This window comes from Bradyrhizobium sp. USDA 4516 (genome assembly GCF_054055915.1).
On record NZ_JBSRXT010000001.1, the window covers coordinates 4,588,718 to 4,605,186 of the forward strand.

The 16,469-nt window shown below is 63.6% G+C and carries 12 protein-coding genes and 1 pseudogene; 6 read left to right on the top strand and 7 right to left on the bottom strand.

Annotated features, from left to right (window positions below; translation table 11 throughout):
• Positions 1-14 precede the first annotated feature (14 nt).
• Positions 15-1,316, bottom strand: coding sequence for a glycosyltransferase family 4 protein (locus ACVI1L_RS21295; protein WP_141340042.1), 1,302 nt, complete (start codon positions 1,314-1,316; stop codon positions 15-17).
• A gap of 168 nt (positions 1,317-1,484) precedes the next feature.
• Between ACVI1L_RS21295 and ACVI1L_RS21300 the strand changes: the two genes are divergently transcribed.
• Positions 1,485-3,593, top strand: a complete 2,109-nt coding sequence (locus tag ACVI1L_RS21300; RefSeq protein ID WP_456783700.1) for a GumC family protein — start codon at positions 1,485-1,487, stop codon at positions 3,591-3,593.
• A gap of 18 nt (positions 3,594-3,611) precedes the next feature.
• Here the strand turns inward: ACVI1L_RS21300 and ACVI1L_RS21305 are convergent.
• Positions 3,612-4,938: pseudogene (locus tag ACVI1L_RS21305) on the bottom strand (lipopolysaccharide biosynthesis protein).
• A gap of 618 nt (positions 4,939-5,556) precedes the next feature.
• On the opposite strand from ACVI1L_RS21305, the gene ACVI1L_RS21310 reads away from it, so the two are divergent.
• Positions 5,557-6,777 carry an FAD-dependent oxidoreductase gene (locus ACVI1L_RS21310; protein ID WP_456783701.1) on the top strand — a complete coding sequence of 407 codons (1,221 nt, stop codon included), beginning with the start codon at positions 5,557-5,559 and terminating at the stop codon, positions 6,775-6,777.
• Between the two features lie 24 nt (positions 6,778-6,801).
• Here the strand turns inward: ACVI1L_RS21310 and ACVI1L_RS21315 are convergent, their stop codons facing one another.
• A complete protein-coding gene (locus tag ACVI1L_RS21315; RefSeq protein WP_456783702.1) occupies positions 6,802-7,932 on the bottom strand; it encodes a GNAT family N-acetyltransferase in 1,131 nt (376 codons plus the stop codon).
• A gap of 461 nt (positions 7,933-8,393) precedes the next feature.
• On the opposite strand from ACVI1L_RS21315, the gene ACVI1L_RS21320 reads away from it, so the two are divergent.
• The 3 genes from ACVI1L_RS21320 (at position 8,394) to ACVI1L_RS21330 (ending at position 11,632) form a co-directional block, all read left to right on the top strand.
• Positions 8,394-9,248: a WecB/TagA/CpsF family glycosyltransferase gene (locus tag ACVI1L_RS21320; protein WP_316398888.1), complete on the top strand. Its 855-nt coding sequence runs from the start codon at positions 8,394-8,396 to the stop codon at positions 9,246-9,248.
• 75 nt (positions 9,249-9,323) lie between these two features.
• Positions 9,324-10,613 carry an O-antigen ligase family protein gene (locus ACVI1L_RS21325; protein ID WP_253625636.1) on the top strand — a complete coding sequence of 430 codons (1,290 nt, stop codon included), beginning with the start codon at positions 9,324-9,326 and terminating at the stop codon, positions 10,611-10,613.
• Entirely contained in the window at positions 10,610-11,632 is a 1,023-nt protein-coding gene (locus ACVI1L_RS21330; protein WP_456783703.1) for a glycoside hydrolase family 5 protein, read from the top strand. The genes ACVI1L_RS21325 and ACVI1L_RS21330 overlap by 4 nt, the downstream gene beginning before the upstream one ends.
• A gap of 27 nt (positions 11,633-11,659) precedes the next feature.
• Here ACVI1L_RS21330 and ACVI1L_RS21335 read toward each other — a convergent pair whose 3' ends face one another.
• Entirely contained in the window at positions 11,660-12,871 is a 1,212-nt protein-coding gene (locus ACVI1L_RS21335; RefSeq protein ID WP_456783704.1) for an amidohydrolase family protein, read from the bottom strand.
• Between the two features lie 187 nt (positions 12,872-13,058).
• On the opposite strand from ACVI1L_RS21335, the gene ACVI1L_RS21340 reads away from it, so the two are divergent.
• On the top strand, positions 13,059-14,279 hold the full coding sequence (locus ACVI1L_RS21340) for an MFS transporter (RefSeq protein ID WP_456785575.1): 1,221 nt from the start codon (positions 13,059-13,061) through the stop codon (positions 14,277-14,279).
• Positions 14,280-14,294: 15 nt separating this feature from the next.
• Here ACVI1L_RS21340 and ACVI1L_RS21345 read toward each other — a convergent pair whose 3' ends face one another.
• The 3 genes from ACVI1L_RS21345 to ACVI1L_RS21355 all read right to left on the bottom strand — a co-directional run bounded on the left by ACVI1L_RS21345 (position 14,295) and on the right by ACVI1L_RS21355 (position 16,437).
• Entirely contained in the window at positions 14,295-14,486 is a 192-nt protein-coding gene (locus tag ACVI1L_RS21345) for a hypothetical protein (RefSeq protein WP_057019217.1), read from the bottom strand.
• An 81-nt stretch (positions 14,487-14,567) separates the two neighbouring features.
• Complete coding sequence (locus ACVI1L_RS21350; protein WP_456783705.1) at positions 14,568-15,383, bottom strand: family 1 encapsulin nanocompartment shell protein; 816 nt, start codon at positions 15,381-15,383, stop codon at positions 14,568-14,570.
• Complete coding sequence (locus ACVI1L_RS21355; RefSeq protein WP_168855796.1) at positions 15,376-16,437, bottom strand: Dyp-type peroxidase; 1,062 nt, start codon at positions 16,435-16,437, stop codon at positions 15,376-15,378. The genes ACVI1L_RS21350 and ACVI1L_RS21355 overlap by 8 nt, the downstream gene beginning before the upstream one ends.
• Between the last annotated feature and the right edge of the window lie 32 nt (positions 16,438-16,469).

Consider the following 16,469-nt stretch of genomic DNA (forward strand, 5'->3'; position numbering starts at 1 on the left):
TCCAGCCCAATTTCCTAGTGCGCGTCCACTCCCACGGCATTGCCGAGAATGCGGACGTATTCCTCTATCATGGCATCCAACGAATAACGCGACTTCAGGCCCACGGCACTTTGCCGCAGCTGGTCGCTCAACAAACGATCGGTCAGGACTTTCGACACGGCGGCCGAAAACTCGGCCTCGTTAGCCGCGTCAACGAAGACCGCCGCGGGCTGTCCCTGGTAGGACAGCACCTCGCGCAGCACGGGAAGATCGTTGACGACGCAGGGAATGCCGGCGCTCGCGGCTTCAACAGCGGCAAGGCCGAAGGTTTCGGCCTGCGTCGGAAATACAAAGACGTCGAGGCACGCCAGGAATTCGGCCATCTGGCGCGGTGGGATCTCGCCGATGAAGTGCAGTCGATCCGCGACTTTCAGCTCGCTCGCCAGGGCTCGCAGCCGTTCCTCGTCCGCTCCTTGTCCGGCAAGGGCAAGATGCCAGGATTGGTCGGCGGCCAGCAGGCGAATTGCCGCATCGAGCCGCTTGTGCGGATGCAGCCTTGCCGCGCAGCCAAGCAGCGTGCGATCCGGCGGCAGCCTGAACTGCTGCCGCGCGACGTTCTTTGGCAGGCTGTGCGACTTGTCGTCGAAGCCGTGCGGGACGTGCGTCATGCGCGCGCGATAGGTCGCGGGGTAGCGGGCGTATTCACGCTCCATGTCCCGCGAATTCAGCGTGATGCACTGGAAGAAGCCGGTCGAGCCCATGAAGATGTCGGCGGCGCGCACCGGCATGCTCATCGACATCGCCGAGGACACCTGATTGGCGATCACCGGAGCGCGGCAGACGAGCCGCGACACGCCTCCGCCGATCACATTGCCGAAGTGCTGGAAGGTCAGCACGACATCGGGCCTGATGGTCCTGAGATGACCGGCGAGCGTCCACAGCATCCGCAGCAGGGCCAGGGGATTTCCCGGGCGGGTCTGCGCGCAATAGAAAGTATTGGGCGGCTCGTCGAAGGAATCCGATTTGCGGAAGAAGAACAGGTTGGCGACGTCATAGCCGCGCGCGGAGAGGCCCGCGCCGAGCAGCCGCGATATCTCCTGCGCGCCGGCGTTCTCGGCCTGGGTCTGTACCAGGACGACACGCAGCTTTGGCTTGCTCTCGTTCGGTCGATCGCGTGATGCGGTCGATGCCTCGCGCAATTCTGTGCTTGGCCTGTAATGAAGTACGGCTTCCTCACCCGTCGAAGGAGTGAAATCGTCTCCCTCGCTATTGCGCGCGTACTTATCACGCGAAGCGCGCTCGTAGATCGAGTAGCGCGTGTTGAGGTTACTGCTCATTTAGTGCGATCAGACATTGCCAGCAATCGAGAGCCATTGTTTCACACATAGGGTACAGCTGGCTCGTTAACTAATTGGTTACGTCCGCATGAGGAGGGTGTAACCGTGGATTAACCATAGATATTTACGTTGGAGCAGTACTGTCAGTTGAATTCGAGTAACCGCCCCATGAAGTTCGGTAGCCGCGTAGGCCCGAGACGTTCCGAAGCCACGGAACCCGCCGCGTCGTGGGAAGCTGCCGGCGTGCCGACCAGCCGATCCTCTGCGGAAACCACCCAGGGCGTGCTTAGCATTCCCGGCGTGGTGGCTTTTTTCCGCGAGAACGGTCAACGCATTCTGATGCTCGCCGCGGTGATCTTCGCGGTCGGCGTCATTCTGCTGATGTTGATTCCGGCGCGCTATGCCGCGACCGCGCTCGTCGTGGTCGACCCGCGCGAGCAGCGCGTCACCACGGACCAGGACGTCCTGCCAGGCATCGGTCAAGATGCCGCAGCACTGCAGAGCTATGTCGAGATCGCCAAATCCGACGGATTTCTCGGGCCGCTGATCGAGCAGCTCAAGGTCGCCGAGGACAGCGACATCTCCGGCGGCAGAACCGACCCGACGCGCTTGCTCGACCGGTTTCGCAACCGGCTCGACATCTCCCGGCGCGGATTGACCTATGTCATAGCCATCAAGTTCACGTCCAACAACCCGCAGCGCGCGGCGTATTACGCCAATGCGGTGGCTGAGGCGTTCGTCGCCAGCCAGCGCGGCACGCGCAGCGTGGCGACCGACGAAGCCGCCGACTGGCTGAAGAGCCGGCTCAAGACGTTGAACGACCGCTTGCGGTCTTCGGAAGATGCCGTTGCGAAGTTCAAGCTCGAGCACCGGATCGTCAACGCCGGCAAGGAATCGACGACGCAGCAATTGCGCGTCACCGATCTGACCCAGCAGGTCGCCGCCGCGCGCGCCCGCACCGAGGAGGCCAAGGTCCGCTATGAGCAGCTGCAGCGCGACCTGAAGGCCAATGTCGACGGGCCCGTCAAGCAGGACCTGCTGAGCGCGCTGCGCGCCCAGCGCTCGGCGCTCAACGATCAGATCGCACAGAAGCGCGGGGTGCTGGGCGATCGTCATCCGGACCTCGTGATGGCCCTCAGCCAGCTCAGCGATCTCAACCGCCAGATCGAGATCGAGCGGAAGAAGAACATCGAGACCGCGAAGTCGGAATATGAGGCGCAGCGCGATCAGCAGAAGGCGCTCGAGGATCAGCAGAAGGCGGTCGAACAGCAAATCCTGGTCGACGGTCAGGCTCTCGTCAAGCTGCAGGAATTGCAGCGCGATGCAGATGCCAACAAGAATATCTACGAGCAATTCCTCTCGCGCTACAAGACCACCGACGAGCAGCGGCTGCTGCAGAGCTCGCAGACCAAGGTCGCATCGCCTGCGACGCCGCCGGTGCGCTCGACGCTGCCGCCGCTTCCGCTGTTGCTGGTCGCGCTCGCGATCGTCTCGCTGTTGACGTCGACGGCGATCGTCGCCGTTCCCGGCCTGAATCTGAAGCAGCTCCCGATCAAGGCCATTCCGCCGCTTCGTCGGGCCGAGGCGCCCGCACCGCCGGCGCCTGCCGCGCCGCAACCTGCGCTGCCGCCGGAATTGCCGGTGCTGGCCCGCATTCCCAACATCGCGTCGCCGGACGCCGTCAGGAGCGTCTGGCAGACCCCGATCCCGTCGACGGCCGAGCCCGATCTCGCGCCGCATCTTCAGCTGCTGATCGAGAACATCGAGCAGCTTTCGGGAGAGCACGGCAAGGTGGCGCTGTTGCTTTCGGTCGAGGGCGGTGCGGGCGGAAGCACCGTTGCGCGGTCGCTGAACCGATCCGCCGTCAAGAACGGCGCGCTCAGCGTCTTGATCGAGATGGAATCCAGGCGCGCCGAGGCCGCGCCGCCGCAAGGATCGGGCATCATCAAGGCCGACCTGCCGTCGGTCGTCGAACTGCTGGGCGCCAGCAGCAAGGAGCCGCCCTATCCACCAGACGATATTCGCGCCGATTTCGGCCTGATCATCGTCGACGCATCGTCGTTTGCGCTGCAGCCTGCCGCGGTGGCGCTGGCTGCCCATGCCGACCTCGTGATCCTCGTGGTTCGCGAAGGGGCTGCCAACTCGGCTGCGATCGGCAAGGCGCGGGCCGATCTATCCGGGTATGGTTCGGTCCCGACCGTGCTGGTCGTCAACCGCGTGGCGGTCAATGCCGCCGTTCGCGATCCTGAGGGAGAGGCGCTGGGCCTGGCGAGCTGAAGGCGGTTCAGCTGACGTCTAGTCGTTGCTGTCCGCAACGCGGACCGCGTAGGCGTCACCTTTCGACGGCCATAGATGCGACAGCACCAGAATGGATGGGTCGACGCCGGTCCGCCGCCGGCACAGCACGTTGAGCGCGACGGTGGCGAGGACCAGCGAGACCGTCGCCGAGATCGCGGCGCCGAGCACGCCGAGCCAGGGGGATCAGCACGACAAATCCCAGCAGCCGTAGTGCCACGTTGGCTGCGACGACGGGAACATAATCACGCTCATGGCCTGTCAGCTGCAGAACAGCGGCAGAGGGTCCGCCTGCCGCCTGGAAGGCCGTTCCGATCGCGAGCACGATCAACACCCACTGCTGCGCGGCAAAGTGCGGCCCGAACAGGCCGAGCAGATAGGGGGCGCCCACCCAGACAATGACGAGCCCGCTGAGCACGCAGAGCGCGGTCACCTCGGCCATCAGCTTTAACGTATGTTCGAGCTCGCCGTGGTTCTTGCTGAAATACAGCGAGGGCAGCCGACGCGCCCCGAACGTGTAGAGCGCAGCCGACAGCATCGCGAAGATGTTCGCCAGCCGCGAGGCGGCGAAATAGACGCCGGCGGTGGCCGGATCCAGCATCCAGTAGACCAGGATGACGTCGAAATACTGGTTTGCCGCTTCGAGAATGGAGGCGAGCCAGAACCGGAATGCGCTCTTGTTCCAGCGCGAGGCCTCGAAGCGCGCCGTGACCGACCGCAGGTTCGGCAGCGCCCGCATGATCGATACGATCTGCACGACGAGCCCGAGCGCCATCGCGGCCGACATCGCGCTGAACAGCTCGGCGGGGGTGAGCTGCCGGTGGCCGAACAGCACCGCGATCAGGAACAGGACGACGGCGACGCGCCAGAAGAACTCCCGATTGCCTTCGCCCATCAGGATGCTGACCAGCGATCGCGCGATCTGGCTGCCGAGCATCAGCCCTGCATTGATCGCGGTGAACGCCGAGACCGACAGGATCAACAGCCACCACTCGCCGCGAATGCTTGCCACCGCGGAGATCGCGGCGATCGAAATCAGCATCCCGATCGCGGAGTTCTTCAGGCTCGACAGCAGCACACCCTTGGTGAACTCGGCCTGGCCGCGCACCTCATACTCATTGAGAAATCGAACCAGGAGCAGCTCCTGGCCGACCAGGCCCACGACCGAGGCGATCTGGGCGACGGAGAGCAGGGTTGCGAAGTTTCCAAACGCGTCCGGCGTCATCGCCCGCGCGGCGAGCGAGAACAACGCGAATGCGAGCCCGCCGCTACCAACCTTGAGCAGGATGGTCCCGGCAACGCCGCGCGTAACGTCGCGTCGTAACAGTTGGAGCACGGAGGCAATCACCAGAGACGTCTCAATATCCAGTCGGGCTGTTGACCGCAGCAATCGGTGAAGCCTGGAGTGTTAATGTTCTCTTGCTAAGATTCCGTTCCTTTCGAAGGGCTGCCGGGCCCAACGCAGTTGTGAACAGGGCCAGGTCGCGTTGCTCCATTCTGGAACGGCGCCGTCTGCCCTGTCTCCAAACGGCGCAGGTTGGATTTGCCTCCAGCGTCCAGTCCAGTGGTGCGGACCTTACCGGAAGAGACCGCGCTTGCGCGTCAACGCCATTTGTCGCTGCTCGATGGCCTGGCAATTGCCTCGCCATCCCGCTGCGGAGCCTGCAAAGATTCAGTTTCATGGCCGACCGTCGTGCAAGCCATGTGCCGAGAGACCGCAGATCGTGGTCCGGACGTTGTCATTAACCTCGATTCTGGAACTCGCCGTGTTCGATCGGCAAGGCGGCACCGCAGGCAAGGAAATTGCAGTCCTGCGGCCAACCAGAGCTTTTCCCGTTCCGATGGAATCGGAACGGGGCTCTAGATTCTTGTTTTGACGCGTTTTCTTCACGCGAACCGGTATCCACTTCGCTCGAAAACGCTCTAGCCGTCGGAGCGGACGAACATGATTGCCGAGAAAAGTGCGACCAAGCCAATCGTGGCCTGCGAGACCGAGGTCATCGAAGCGGACGTCGCAATTGTCGGAGCCGGTCTGGCAGGCTCGCTTGCAAGGGCTGTGCTCGCCCGAGCCGGATACCGCGTCGTCCTGATCGACAAGCGATCGATCCCGCCGGACGAATTCCGGGTCGAAAAAATCGCCGGACGGCAGATCGATATCCTCCGCCGCCTCGGCTTCATCGACGACATCGAGGCCATTGCCGCGCCCTATGACCGGGTGCTCAACATCAGGGGCGGCAAACTGGTCGATATCGGCGTCGGCCGGTCCTACGGGATTTCCTATGCCAACCTCGTCAACATGGCACGCGGCCTGACGCCCGATGCGTCGAGCTTGCTGCTCGACCAGGTGACCAATGTCAGTTGCAGCGAGGAACGTCAGCAGTTGACGCTGGCCTCGGGAAAACGCGTCGTCTCGCGTCTGGTCGTTCTGGCGACCGGCATGGCGAACATGCTCGGCCACAGTCTCGGAATGCGCCGGCAGATGCTTGCTGCGCGCCACTCGGTCTCGTTCGGCTTCACGATCGCACGGCCGGACAACGCGCCGTTCGATTTCGATGCGCTGACCTGCTATGGCGAGCAGGCGGCTGATGGCGTCGACTATCTCAGCCTGTTTCCGATGTCGGGCGGCATGCGGGCGAACCTGTTCATGTTCCGCGATCCGGCCGATCCGATCATGCGTGAGCTGCGCCGCGACACCAGACGGACGCTGCTTCGCCTGATGCCGGGATTGCAGCCCTATCTCGGGGATTTCGAGGTGGTCGGCCAGGTGCAGAACTGGGTCATGGATCTGACCGTGACCGAGGGCCATCTGCAGCCCGGCGTCGTGTTGATCGGCGATGCGTTTCAGACCAATTGTCCCGCAGCCGGAACCGGCGTTGGCCGACTGCTGGTGGACGTAGAACGTCTTTGCACGGACTATGTGCCGCGCTGGCTGAAGACCGCCGGTATGGGCGCGGACAAGATTGCGCAGTTCTATTCCGATCAGGACAAGCTCGCCGCGGATCAGCACTCGCTGCACCTGGCGAGCTTCCGCCAGGCCTTGACGTTGAACACCGGTGTGCGCTGGAACTTGCGGCGGAAGCTGCACTTCCTGCGCCGCACGATCACACACCGGGTGGACCGGATTCATCCGGGATGGGTGATGCGCGTGCGCGGCGCGCTCCGCTGATCGGGTTGCCAGCGCCGGGCGGCGCTAGCGCGTGCCGGTCGAGGTGCGGACCGGCCTGAAATCGGTCACACGCTTGACGGCCTGCTTGATCCAGGGCGCCTGCTTCAAGGCAAACAGCGCGAGCGAGCCGGCCGCGCTCCCGGCCTGCGTCACGGCCGACATCGGCGTCGGCTGACCGCCGAAGTACGTCTTGTAGGGTTCGTCACCGATGGTGAAGTCCAGCACCCGACCGCCGCGCTCGATGCAATCCTTGGCGACGCTCTCGAATGTCAGCGCGCCGATCGATTGGCTCTTGTATCCCTCGACATCGAACGCCGTCATGACGACAAGGAGGCTGTCACGGTGAACCAGCCCAAGGGCCGCCGCGATGACTTTGCCGTCCATCTTCATGGCGTAGAGCCGGGCAAACGAGCCCATGCCGCGAAGCGCCACGCTCGAGTAGAAATCGAAATACTCCGGTCGCTGCAACAGGTCGCCATCACCCTGTTCGTGAAACCGCGGACCGCGAAACTTTCTCATCGTCTCCATGGCTTCGCCGACGGAAGCGCTATCGTCGCAGCATGAGAAGGTGAGCGTGCCCTTCTTGTGGATCTGACGCCATTTCTTTGCCAGCTCCTTCTGGTACGACTTTCCCATTGCATTGATCTGCCACTGCTCGAACGGCGCAACCAGGACCGTCGCGTAGGCATTGGTATCCATCAGGCTGCGATGGGGCGCTCCGAGCAGATTCTCGATCGGCATCCTCGCATCGAGCAGCTTGGGTATGCGCAGCAGGTCGAACGGCCTCAGCAGCTGTCGAAGCCGTTCGCAGGCACGCTGGTCTTGCAGCAGGTCGGTGAATGTCGCGATGCTGCACACCGGCGACAAATAGTCGGACACGCGGAGATCGGCGAATTCGATGGTGCGCATCGGGCCGCGCCGCACGCGCAGCATCGGCAGCACGGCCGCAAGCGACCTGTTCGCACGATGGCGGACGGCGACGACCAGCGGCTTGGCCGACGCAGCGGGAGCGAGCTTGCGATAAAGGCTGTCCAGCCATAGCGGATGCTGGAAGGCGGTCGCGTCCGAGCCTTCAAATAACTTCACGTACTCTTCAGACAGGAAGTCGAATGCGTCGTCGATGCAGACATCGAACGCGTCATCATTCTTGTTCATGTGAGACCAAACAAAACGACAGTTTCAAAGCGCCGATTGAATCCGGCACGCCGCCCTTATAGCAAAGGTCGATCGGCTCGGGCAGCGGCAGAACACGATTTGTATTAATGTAATGCCTCGACCTTTGCACATTGTTGCTGGGGCGAGCCATTGCCTTCATCGCATCGACTGCGATCGGCTGTCATCTCAGTTGGCCGCGTCCGGGGATCAGCATCGTTAACAATCCCTTAAGGATGCGTTCAATCGCGCCGTGGTGAGATATCGCACCCGGTCTGGACCGGATATTGCAGTTAAGGGCTCGCAAGTCCTGGAGTCCCGCCGAAATGCTGAGTCACAGCCAAAAAACCCGCGCTTCCTACGCAATTTCGTTTCCGCAGGCCGACCGCAAGCCGCCTCGGCGTCTCAATTCGGACATCGCTGCTCCGCCTGTCCGGATTTGCGACACGTCGCGGGCCGAGCAGATGTCCCCGGCGTCGGCGCAGATCGGATCATTGCCACACGGTGCGCCGGAGCGGCGTATCAATCCTGTCGGCAGGGCTGCGACTGCCGGTGTTCCCCGGGCGACCATCGGTGGACTGCGGCTCGCCGTGCTCGATCGCGAGCAGACCGCCGAGTTCATGGTCGAGGCGGTGCATCCGAACCGGCGTGTCAATCGTCCGCTGTATCTGACCTCCGCCAACGGCGAGGTGCTGTCGCGCTGCTCGACCGAGCCGATGACGGATCGGCTGTTCCGTACCGCCGACCTGATCAACGCCGACGGGCAACCGCTGGTCATGGTGTCCAAGCTTCGGTCGCCGAATCCGCTTCCCGAGCGCGTCGCGACCACGGACCTGTTTCACGACGTCGCGCGCAAGGCGGAAGAACTCGGGCTGACTTTCTATCTGTTCGGCGCCAACGAGGCCGAGAACAAGGCTGCCATCGCCAATGTCCGCCGGGCCTATCCGGCGCTCAAGATCGTCGGCCATTCGCACGGCTATCTGCGCGGCGACGCGCTGCGGGCCAAGGTCGACGAGATCAACGCCCTGGCGCCGGATTTTCTCTGGGTCGCGCTCGGCGTGCCCTATGAGCAGGCTTTCGTCGACGAATTCATGCCTCGACTCGGCAATGTCGGCGTCATCAAGACCTCGGGCGGGCTGTTCAACTTCCTGTCCGGCTCGCGGCCGCGTGCGCCGAGATGGATGCAGATCGTCGGCCTCGAATGGGCCTGGCGCCTGTGGCTCGAGCCGCGGCGGCTGTTCTGGCGTTACCTGACGACCAACCCGCACGCGCTCTATCTGCTGTTCAACCGGACCCGATCTTCGTCAACGAAAGACTGACGCCTCTCACGAGTGCAATGTGCTGCTCCGATCCACCGGAGCAGCAAGCTCATTCCATGAGCGGAGTACAACCGAATGGACGGACGTGCGATCGACAGTTCGGTCTGGCAGGCACCCGGCGTCGGGGCGGAAAATTTCGCCAGGACCGTCATCGGTTGGTCGATCACCATCAATGTGATCATGTCGATGGGGACCTTCCACGCCGCGCTGCTTCCGACCGAGTTGACCCTGGTGCAGCAAGCCGTCGCCCTGTTGATGTGGGGCGTCCTGATCTACGCAAGCCTGTTCATCCGTCCCTGCCTGCGGCTGGCCCTCAATCTCGACGCGCTCGTGATCGTCGCGTTCTATGCGTTCGCCACTGTTTCCGTGCTGTGGACCAACCTCGGCGTGGCGGCCCTGATGAAGGCCGCGGCGCTCGCAATCACGACGCTCGGCGCGTTCTGCATGATCACCCGCGTCGATATCGACGACATCGTGACATCGGCCACCCGCGGTTTGTTGGTGCTGATCGCGGCCTCTGCGCTCTGTGCGGTGATCCTCCCGGACATCGGGATCGATCAGACCTGGATGCACAAGGGGCAGTGGCAGGGTGTCTTCGAGTCGAAGCAAACCCTCGGCTTCGCCGGCGCCTATCTCATGTTCTTCGCCTGCTATCGAAAGATAGCGGGACAAGGATGGCTGCCGTTCCTCGTGACGTTCGTGCTGGCCTCCACCTGCGTCATGCTCTCGGAGTCGCGCGGCGCCGGCGCCCTGTCGCTGGTTGCCTGCGCGCTGCTGCTCACCTCCCTGTGGTCGGTCCGGTGCATGCAGGTCTACGCGATCCTGCCATGTGTCATGTGCGTCGCGGCAGCGCTATTGATCCTGTATTTCTACACGACCGGATACGATTCGATTCATGCCTTCGACACGACGATCGACTTCACCGAGCGAACCTTCATCTGGCAGTACGCCATCAGCCATTTCGATGACGCGCCGCTGTTCGGATTTGGCATCAACGGATTCTGGACCAATCCGGCGATCTACGACTATTTCAACCAGAACCACGGCTGGGTGCTCGACAATTATCACAACGGCTATATCGCCATTCTCGTCGAGACCGGATTCCTGGGCTATTTCCTGTTCACGGCGAGCGTCTTCCTGTTTTCCTACAAGGTGCTCTGCCTGATCGCAGGGCGGGCGATCGACCGTCTGCACTGCGCGTTGATCATCGGGTTCGTCTTCCTCAACTGCCAAACCAATTTCACCGAGACGGTCTTCCTTCGCTCGACGATGTTCACGTCGGTGCTGCTGATCGCCTTCTTCCTCGCCATTTGCCGGCCGGTGCCGTCATCGCGCGTAGAGCCGCGCGAGTTGGAGCAGCCATGACCGCGTTCCGATTGCTTCTGCAAAGAGCCTTCGTCATGCTGGCGGCGGCACTTGCTCTCCCGCTGATCGCGCCGGCGAACGCTGCGGGGCAGGGGGCATCGCCGGTCGCCGCGGCATTGGGGCGCGGCATCAATATTCTCGGCTATGACGGCATCTGGGAAGGCTACCGGAACGCGCCGTTCCGCCTGGAAAACCTCGCCGCGATTCGCAGGGCCGGCTTTTCCCATGTCCGGATCAACTTCTTCGGCTTCAGGCATATGGAGTCCGGCAACATCCTCGATGATGCCGTCCTGCGGCGCCTCGATGCCGTGATCGAGCAGGTGCTGGCAAACAGGCTGGTTCCGATCCTCGATGAGCACGACACCGATCTCTGCCAGCGCGACGTGGCGGAATGCGGCGTGAAGCTCAAGGCATTCTGGCGCCAGATCGCATCGCGCTATGCGGGGAAATACCCGGCGCTGGTGTTCGAGATACTGAACGAGCCCGGCGGCAACATGACCTCGGCCGAATGGAATGCGCTGCTCGGCGATTGCCTTGCCATCATCCGGGATACCAACCCGAAGCGCAATGTCGTGGTCGCGATCCTGAACACCGAGGAGCTGCCGATCGATCAGCTGGTGCTGCCGGCCGGCGACCGAAACCTCATCGTCACATTCCACTATTACCTGCCGCTGCAATTCACCCATCAGGGCGCGCCGTGGTCGCCGACCTTCTCGAAGATCGGTCCGTTGCGCTGGGGCTCTGCGGAAGACGAAGCCAGGGCCTCGGCCGATTTCGACAAGATCCGCTCCTGGTCCGAGAAGGAACAGCGCCCGATCTATCTTGGCGAGTTCGGTGTCTATGAACGTGCGCCCGCGGAGAGCCGCGCGACGTATCTGTCGTTCATGGCGCGACGCGCGGAACGCAATGGCTGGGCGTGGGCGTACTGGCAGTTCGACCACGATTTTGCTGCATTCGACGGCGCCCGGCAACGCTGGAAGGCGGACATCCTCCGCGCGATCATCCCTCCGGTCCGCTAAGCCGTTCGATTGGACGCAGCGTCCGATTCAGGATTGGCCGGCGGCCTTGACGACGCGATTGTCCCGCGCAACGAGCACGCCACCCTTGTAGACTGAACGCCCGGACGGCCGCGCCACCACGGCCTCCTGGATATGCACGGCGTTCAAGGTCACGAAATCGGCCTTGGCCCCCACATGCAGGCCGTAGTCCTCGAGCCTGAGCGCCTTGGCGCCGGCCGCGGTGATCATGTCGAACGCGATCGCGAGCTCCTCATCGGTGTAGAAGCCCGAGCGGTATCCGATCATCATGGCACGGCCCAGCAAGTCGCCGTCGCCATAGGGCCACCAGGAGTCGCGGATGTTGTCGTTGCCGCTGAACACCGTGACGCCGGCTTTCCGCAACAGCGCGACCGGCGGGAACGGCCGGCTGCCCGGCGCATTCGTCATGATCGCCACGCCCGAGCGCGCCAGACTGTCGGCGGTCTTCTTCAGCGCATCGGCGGGAATGTCGCCGAGCCCGTAAGCGTGGCTGACGGTGACGCGGCCCGCCATGCCGAGCGCGCGGGTTCGCGCCGCGATCTGCTCGACCTCGAAGGCACCGAGCATGCCGCCGTCATGAAGATGGATATCGACATCGACGCCGTGCTTTTGCGCAACGCCGAACACGACATCGAGATGGCCCTCGACATCCCGGTCGAAGCTTGCGGGATCGAGCCCGCCGACGGCGTTGGCGCCGAGCTTGACGGCCTCGTCGAGCAGTTGCGGCGTGCCGGGGCTGGTGAGGATCCCGTTCTGCGGGAACGCCACGAGCTGGATATCGATCAAATCCCTGTATTTCTCGCGAACCCCGAGGATGGTCTCCAGCGACTTCAGTCCCACCGAACCGTCGACCATGACGTGGCTGCGCATCTGCGTCGTGCCATGGCCGATGCAGAGGTCGAGCTGGTTCCGTGCGCGCACGTCCATCGGCGCGGCGGCGGCAAGGTTCTCGGCCTGAAACGCCACCCGCTCATGGACGTCGAATCCGTCGGTGCAGGGGCGGTGCGGCCGCCAGGTATCGCCGTAAAAACTGGTGTCGAGATGGATGTGGCCTTCGACGAAGCCGGGCACGACCAGCGCATTGCCGAGATCGACGATCTCGACCCCGCTGGGGCGTTCGCCCTTCGCCTCAATCGCAACGATGCGGCCGCCACGAACCAGCATATCGCGGCTGGCGCCGTCACCGAACCTGGCATTGATGAAGAGTTTGTCGGCTGGCATCGGATCTGTTCCTCTTCTCGCTTGCGTCGCATGCAGATCGCGCGGCTCTCCATGCCTTGCCTAACATGGTCAGAGGAATAATACTCCGCTCGCACAAGCAGACAAGGAACCGAGAGCGTTGCCGGAGATTGCAAGCGGGGAACAGTTCGATGTCAAGCGCGCAGCCTTTGCCGCGACCATCGGCAACATGCTGGAGTTCTACGACTTCATCACGTACAGCTTCTTTGCGACCGAGATCGGCCGCACCTTCTTCCCCGCGCACAGCGAATACGGCAGCCTCATGCTGTCGCTTGCGACCTTCGGCGCCGGTTTCCTGACGCGGCCGATCGGCGGCATCGTGCTCGGCATCTTCTCCGACCGGGTCGGCCGGCGGCCGGCGATGCTGCTGAGTTTTGCGCTGATGGGCGGCGCGATCCTGACCATCGCGCTGACGCCATCCTATGCCGCGATCGGCATTGTGGCGCCGATCATCGTGATCCTGGCGCGGATGGTGCAAGGATTTGCGCTGGGCGGCGAGGTCGGGCCGACCACGGCCTATCTGATCGAGATCGCTGCACCGAGGAACCGCGGCCTCGTGGTCGCCTGGCAGCCTGCCAGCCAGGAGATCGCGGCGACGGTGGGCGCGCTTGTCGGTGTCATCCTGAGCAGCGCGATGGCGCCCGACATGCTGCAGGCCTATGGATGGCGCGTCGCGTTCCTGCTCGGCGCCGTCTGCCTGCCGTTCGGCATCTGGATGCGCCGCACGCTGCCGGAAACCGTCTCGCATGGCGAGCACGTCGGTGGGCAGGTCGAACGCTCGAGCCATGTGGCGCTGGCGCGGCGGCATCTTCGCGTCATCGTGCTGGCGGTGATGATCCTGGCCAGCGGCACGATCTCGACTTATGTGACGCAATACATGACGACCTACGCCAAGAATACGCTGCATGTGTCGCCGTCTCTGGCGTTCACGGTATCGCTGGTCAGCAACGGACTGCAGATCATCGGCGCGGTGCTGGGCGGCTGGCTTGCCGACCGGCTCGGACGCAAGCCGATCATGATCTGGCCGCAGCTGGTCGTGCTGGTGCTGACCTATCCGGCCTTCCTGTGGATCGTCCAGGACCCCGGCGCGTGGTCGCTGCTGTTCGGCTTCGGCATCCTGTCGTTCATTGGATCGCTGCCGTTCACCGCGTTCTATGCCGCCTTCACCGAAGCGCTGCCCCAGAGCATTCGCGGCGGCGTGTTCGCCACGATCTACGCGGTCGCCATCGCGACGTTCGGCGGCACCGCGCAACTCGTGGTCACGTGGCTGCTGCACGTGTCAGGCGATCCGCTGGCGCCGTCCTGGTATCTTCTGCTCGCGGCGGCGGTCGGCATCGTGGCCATGAGCCTGATGCCCGAGACCGCCCCGGTGAAGGTCGGCGAGAAATAACGCCGGCAGACGCGCTCAATCCATGTCGCGAAAGGCGTGGCCGTTGGCCTCGATTTCCTTCACGAGCTGCGGCGGCAGATTGGCCTGCGCCGAGGTGCCGTCGAACACCCAGTCCTTGGCGTCGGCAAGGTCGGGAAGGCCGGCGCCCTTGCGGACGTAGAGACCGACCGATGCCTTCTTCGGATTGATGTAGAGATCGTAGTCCATTGCGCGCCTCCTCTCCGGTTCACGTTTGGCGGAAGCTCCGGCAACGGCCGGAGCCTCCTGGAAGAGTCAACGCCGGTAAGACTAGGCGGGTTTCTTCGCCTCCGGCGCAAGCACCACCGACGCTTCGCTCGTCAGCATCAGGAATGTGATGGTCTCCTGGAAATACAGCTGAACCGATTTCGGCGAGTGGCTGAGATAGCCGATCGAAAGATCCTGGCCGATCGAGAGCTGGAAATCGCCGCCGCGGGTGGTCAGCAGGACGCCACCCTCGATCGCGGGCGCCCAGATGATCTTGCCGTCGATCAGGCGCTGGATGTGCTGCAGCACCGGATAGCCGTCGTCGGTCGCGCCGCCGATCGCGGTATAGGGCTCGGTGCCGAGCAGCAGCGTATAGGGACCGTTGACGCCGGCAAGCCGCAACTGGCTGACCGCCTGCGCGACCACGGCGGGATAGTTCTTGACGCTCGACGGCAGCGTCAGCACCGGGTTGCTGGTGCCCTGACGGATACCTTCGATGCCGGCGGCCGCGTAGCCGTCGAACACCGCGCGATCCTCGGCGAAGGCAATCTTGCGCGCCGCTTCCTTGAGCGGATCCCAGTCGGAATCATTCGCGCCGCGCTCGACATCGTCGATCGCCTGGCGCGAGAGCTCGAACGGCACGCGCAATTCGACCAGCGCGCGAACGTCGCGTTGCGTCGCCTCGACCCCGTCGCCGGGCGCCGCAATCTTCTTGAGATGACCGGTGCCGACCGCGGAGAAATCCGTTCCCTTCGGACCGTCGACGTCGACGACACGGCGCGCCGCCAGATGGCGCTTCAACGTGCGCGAGGCCTCCTCCTCGATCTGGGCCCATGCCGCGTCCGAGATAGGGGCGAGTCCCCGATGAAGATTATTCATGTCCAGCCTCTCCTTTCAGTGAGCCGATCCCGAGCGAGCCGTCGGACGGCGGTATTCCTGGTGCAGGTGTGTCGCGAGCCCCGGCGTCATCCGGAGACGGCTCGGCGGGCGAAGGTGCCGGCGCCTCGCTCGCGACATCCTCCAGGAAGGTCGCCGACGGGACGAAGAACAGCATGCCGGTGACGGCGCGGCTGAAGTCGAGCAGGCGGTCGTAATTGCCGGGTGGCTTGCCGACGAACATGTTCTCGAGCATCTGCTCGATCCGCTGCGGGGACTTGGCATAGCCGATGAAATAGGTGCCGAACTCGCCCTTGCTGATATTGCCGAACGGCATGTTGTCGCGGACGATATCGAGCTCCTCGCCATTCTCGACGATCGTGGTCAGCGCGTTGTGCGCGTAGCTCGGCTTCACCGCATCGTCGAGCTCGATGTCGGACAGCTTGGTTCGGCCGATGATCTTTTCCTGCATCTCGACCGGCAGCTCGTTCCACTTCTTCAGATCGTGCAGGTATTTTTGCACGATCACATAGCTGCCGCCGGCGAACGCCGCGTCCTCGTCGCCGATGATGGTGGCGTCGGCGGCCGCCTGGTCCTCCGGATTCTCCGTGCCGTCGACGAAGCCGAGCAGGTCGCGTTCGTCGAAATATTTGAAGCCGTGCACCTCGTCGGAGGTCGCAACCGCATCGCCGAGCCGCGTCACGATCTGGGTCGCCAGCTCGAAGCACAGATCCATCGGCACGGCGCGGATGTGAAACAGCAGGTCACCCGGCGTTGCGACGGCGTGGTGGACGCCGTTGATCTCGCGGAACGGATGCAGGCCTTTCGGCTTCGGCGCACCGAACAGCCGGTCCCATGCGTCGGAGCCGATGCCCATGACGCATGACAGCCGGCCCTCGAGATCGCGGAAGCCCACCGCACGCAGCAGCGCGCCCAGATCGGCGCACAGCGACCGCACCACCGCGTCATATTCCGGATTGGGCTTGATCGTGACCGCAAGGAAGATGGCCGCGCGCGTCAGCTTCGCAGCGACCGGTTGCGGAACGGCTGATGGCACGCATGTCTCCTTGACTAAACGGCACTTCCACG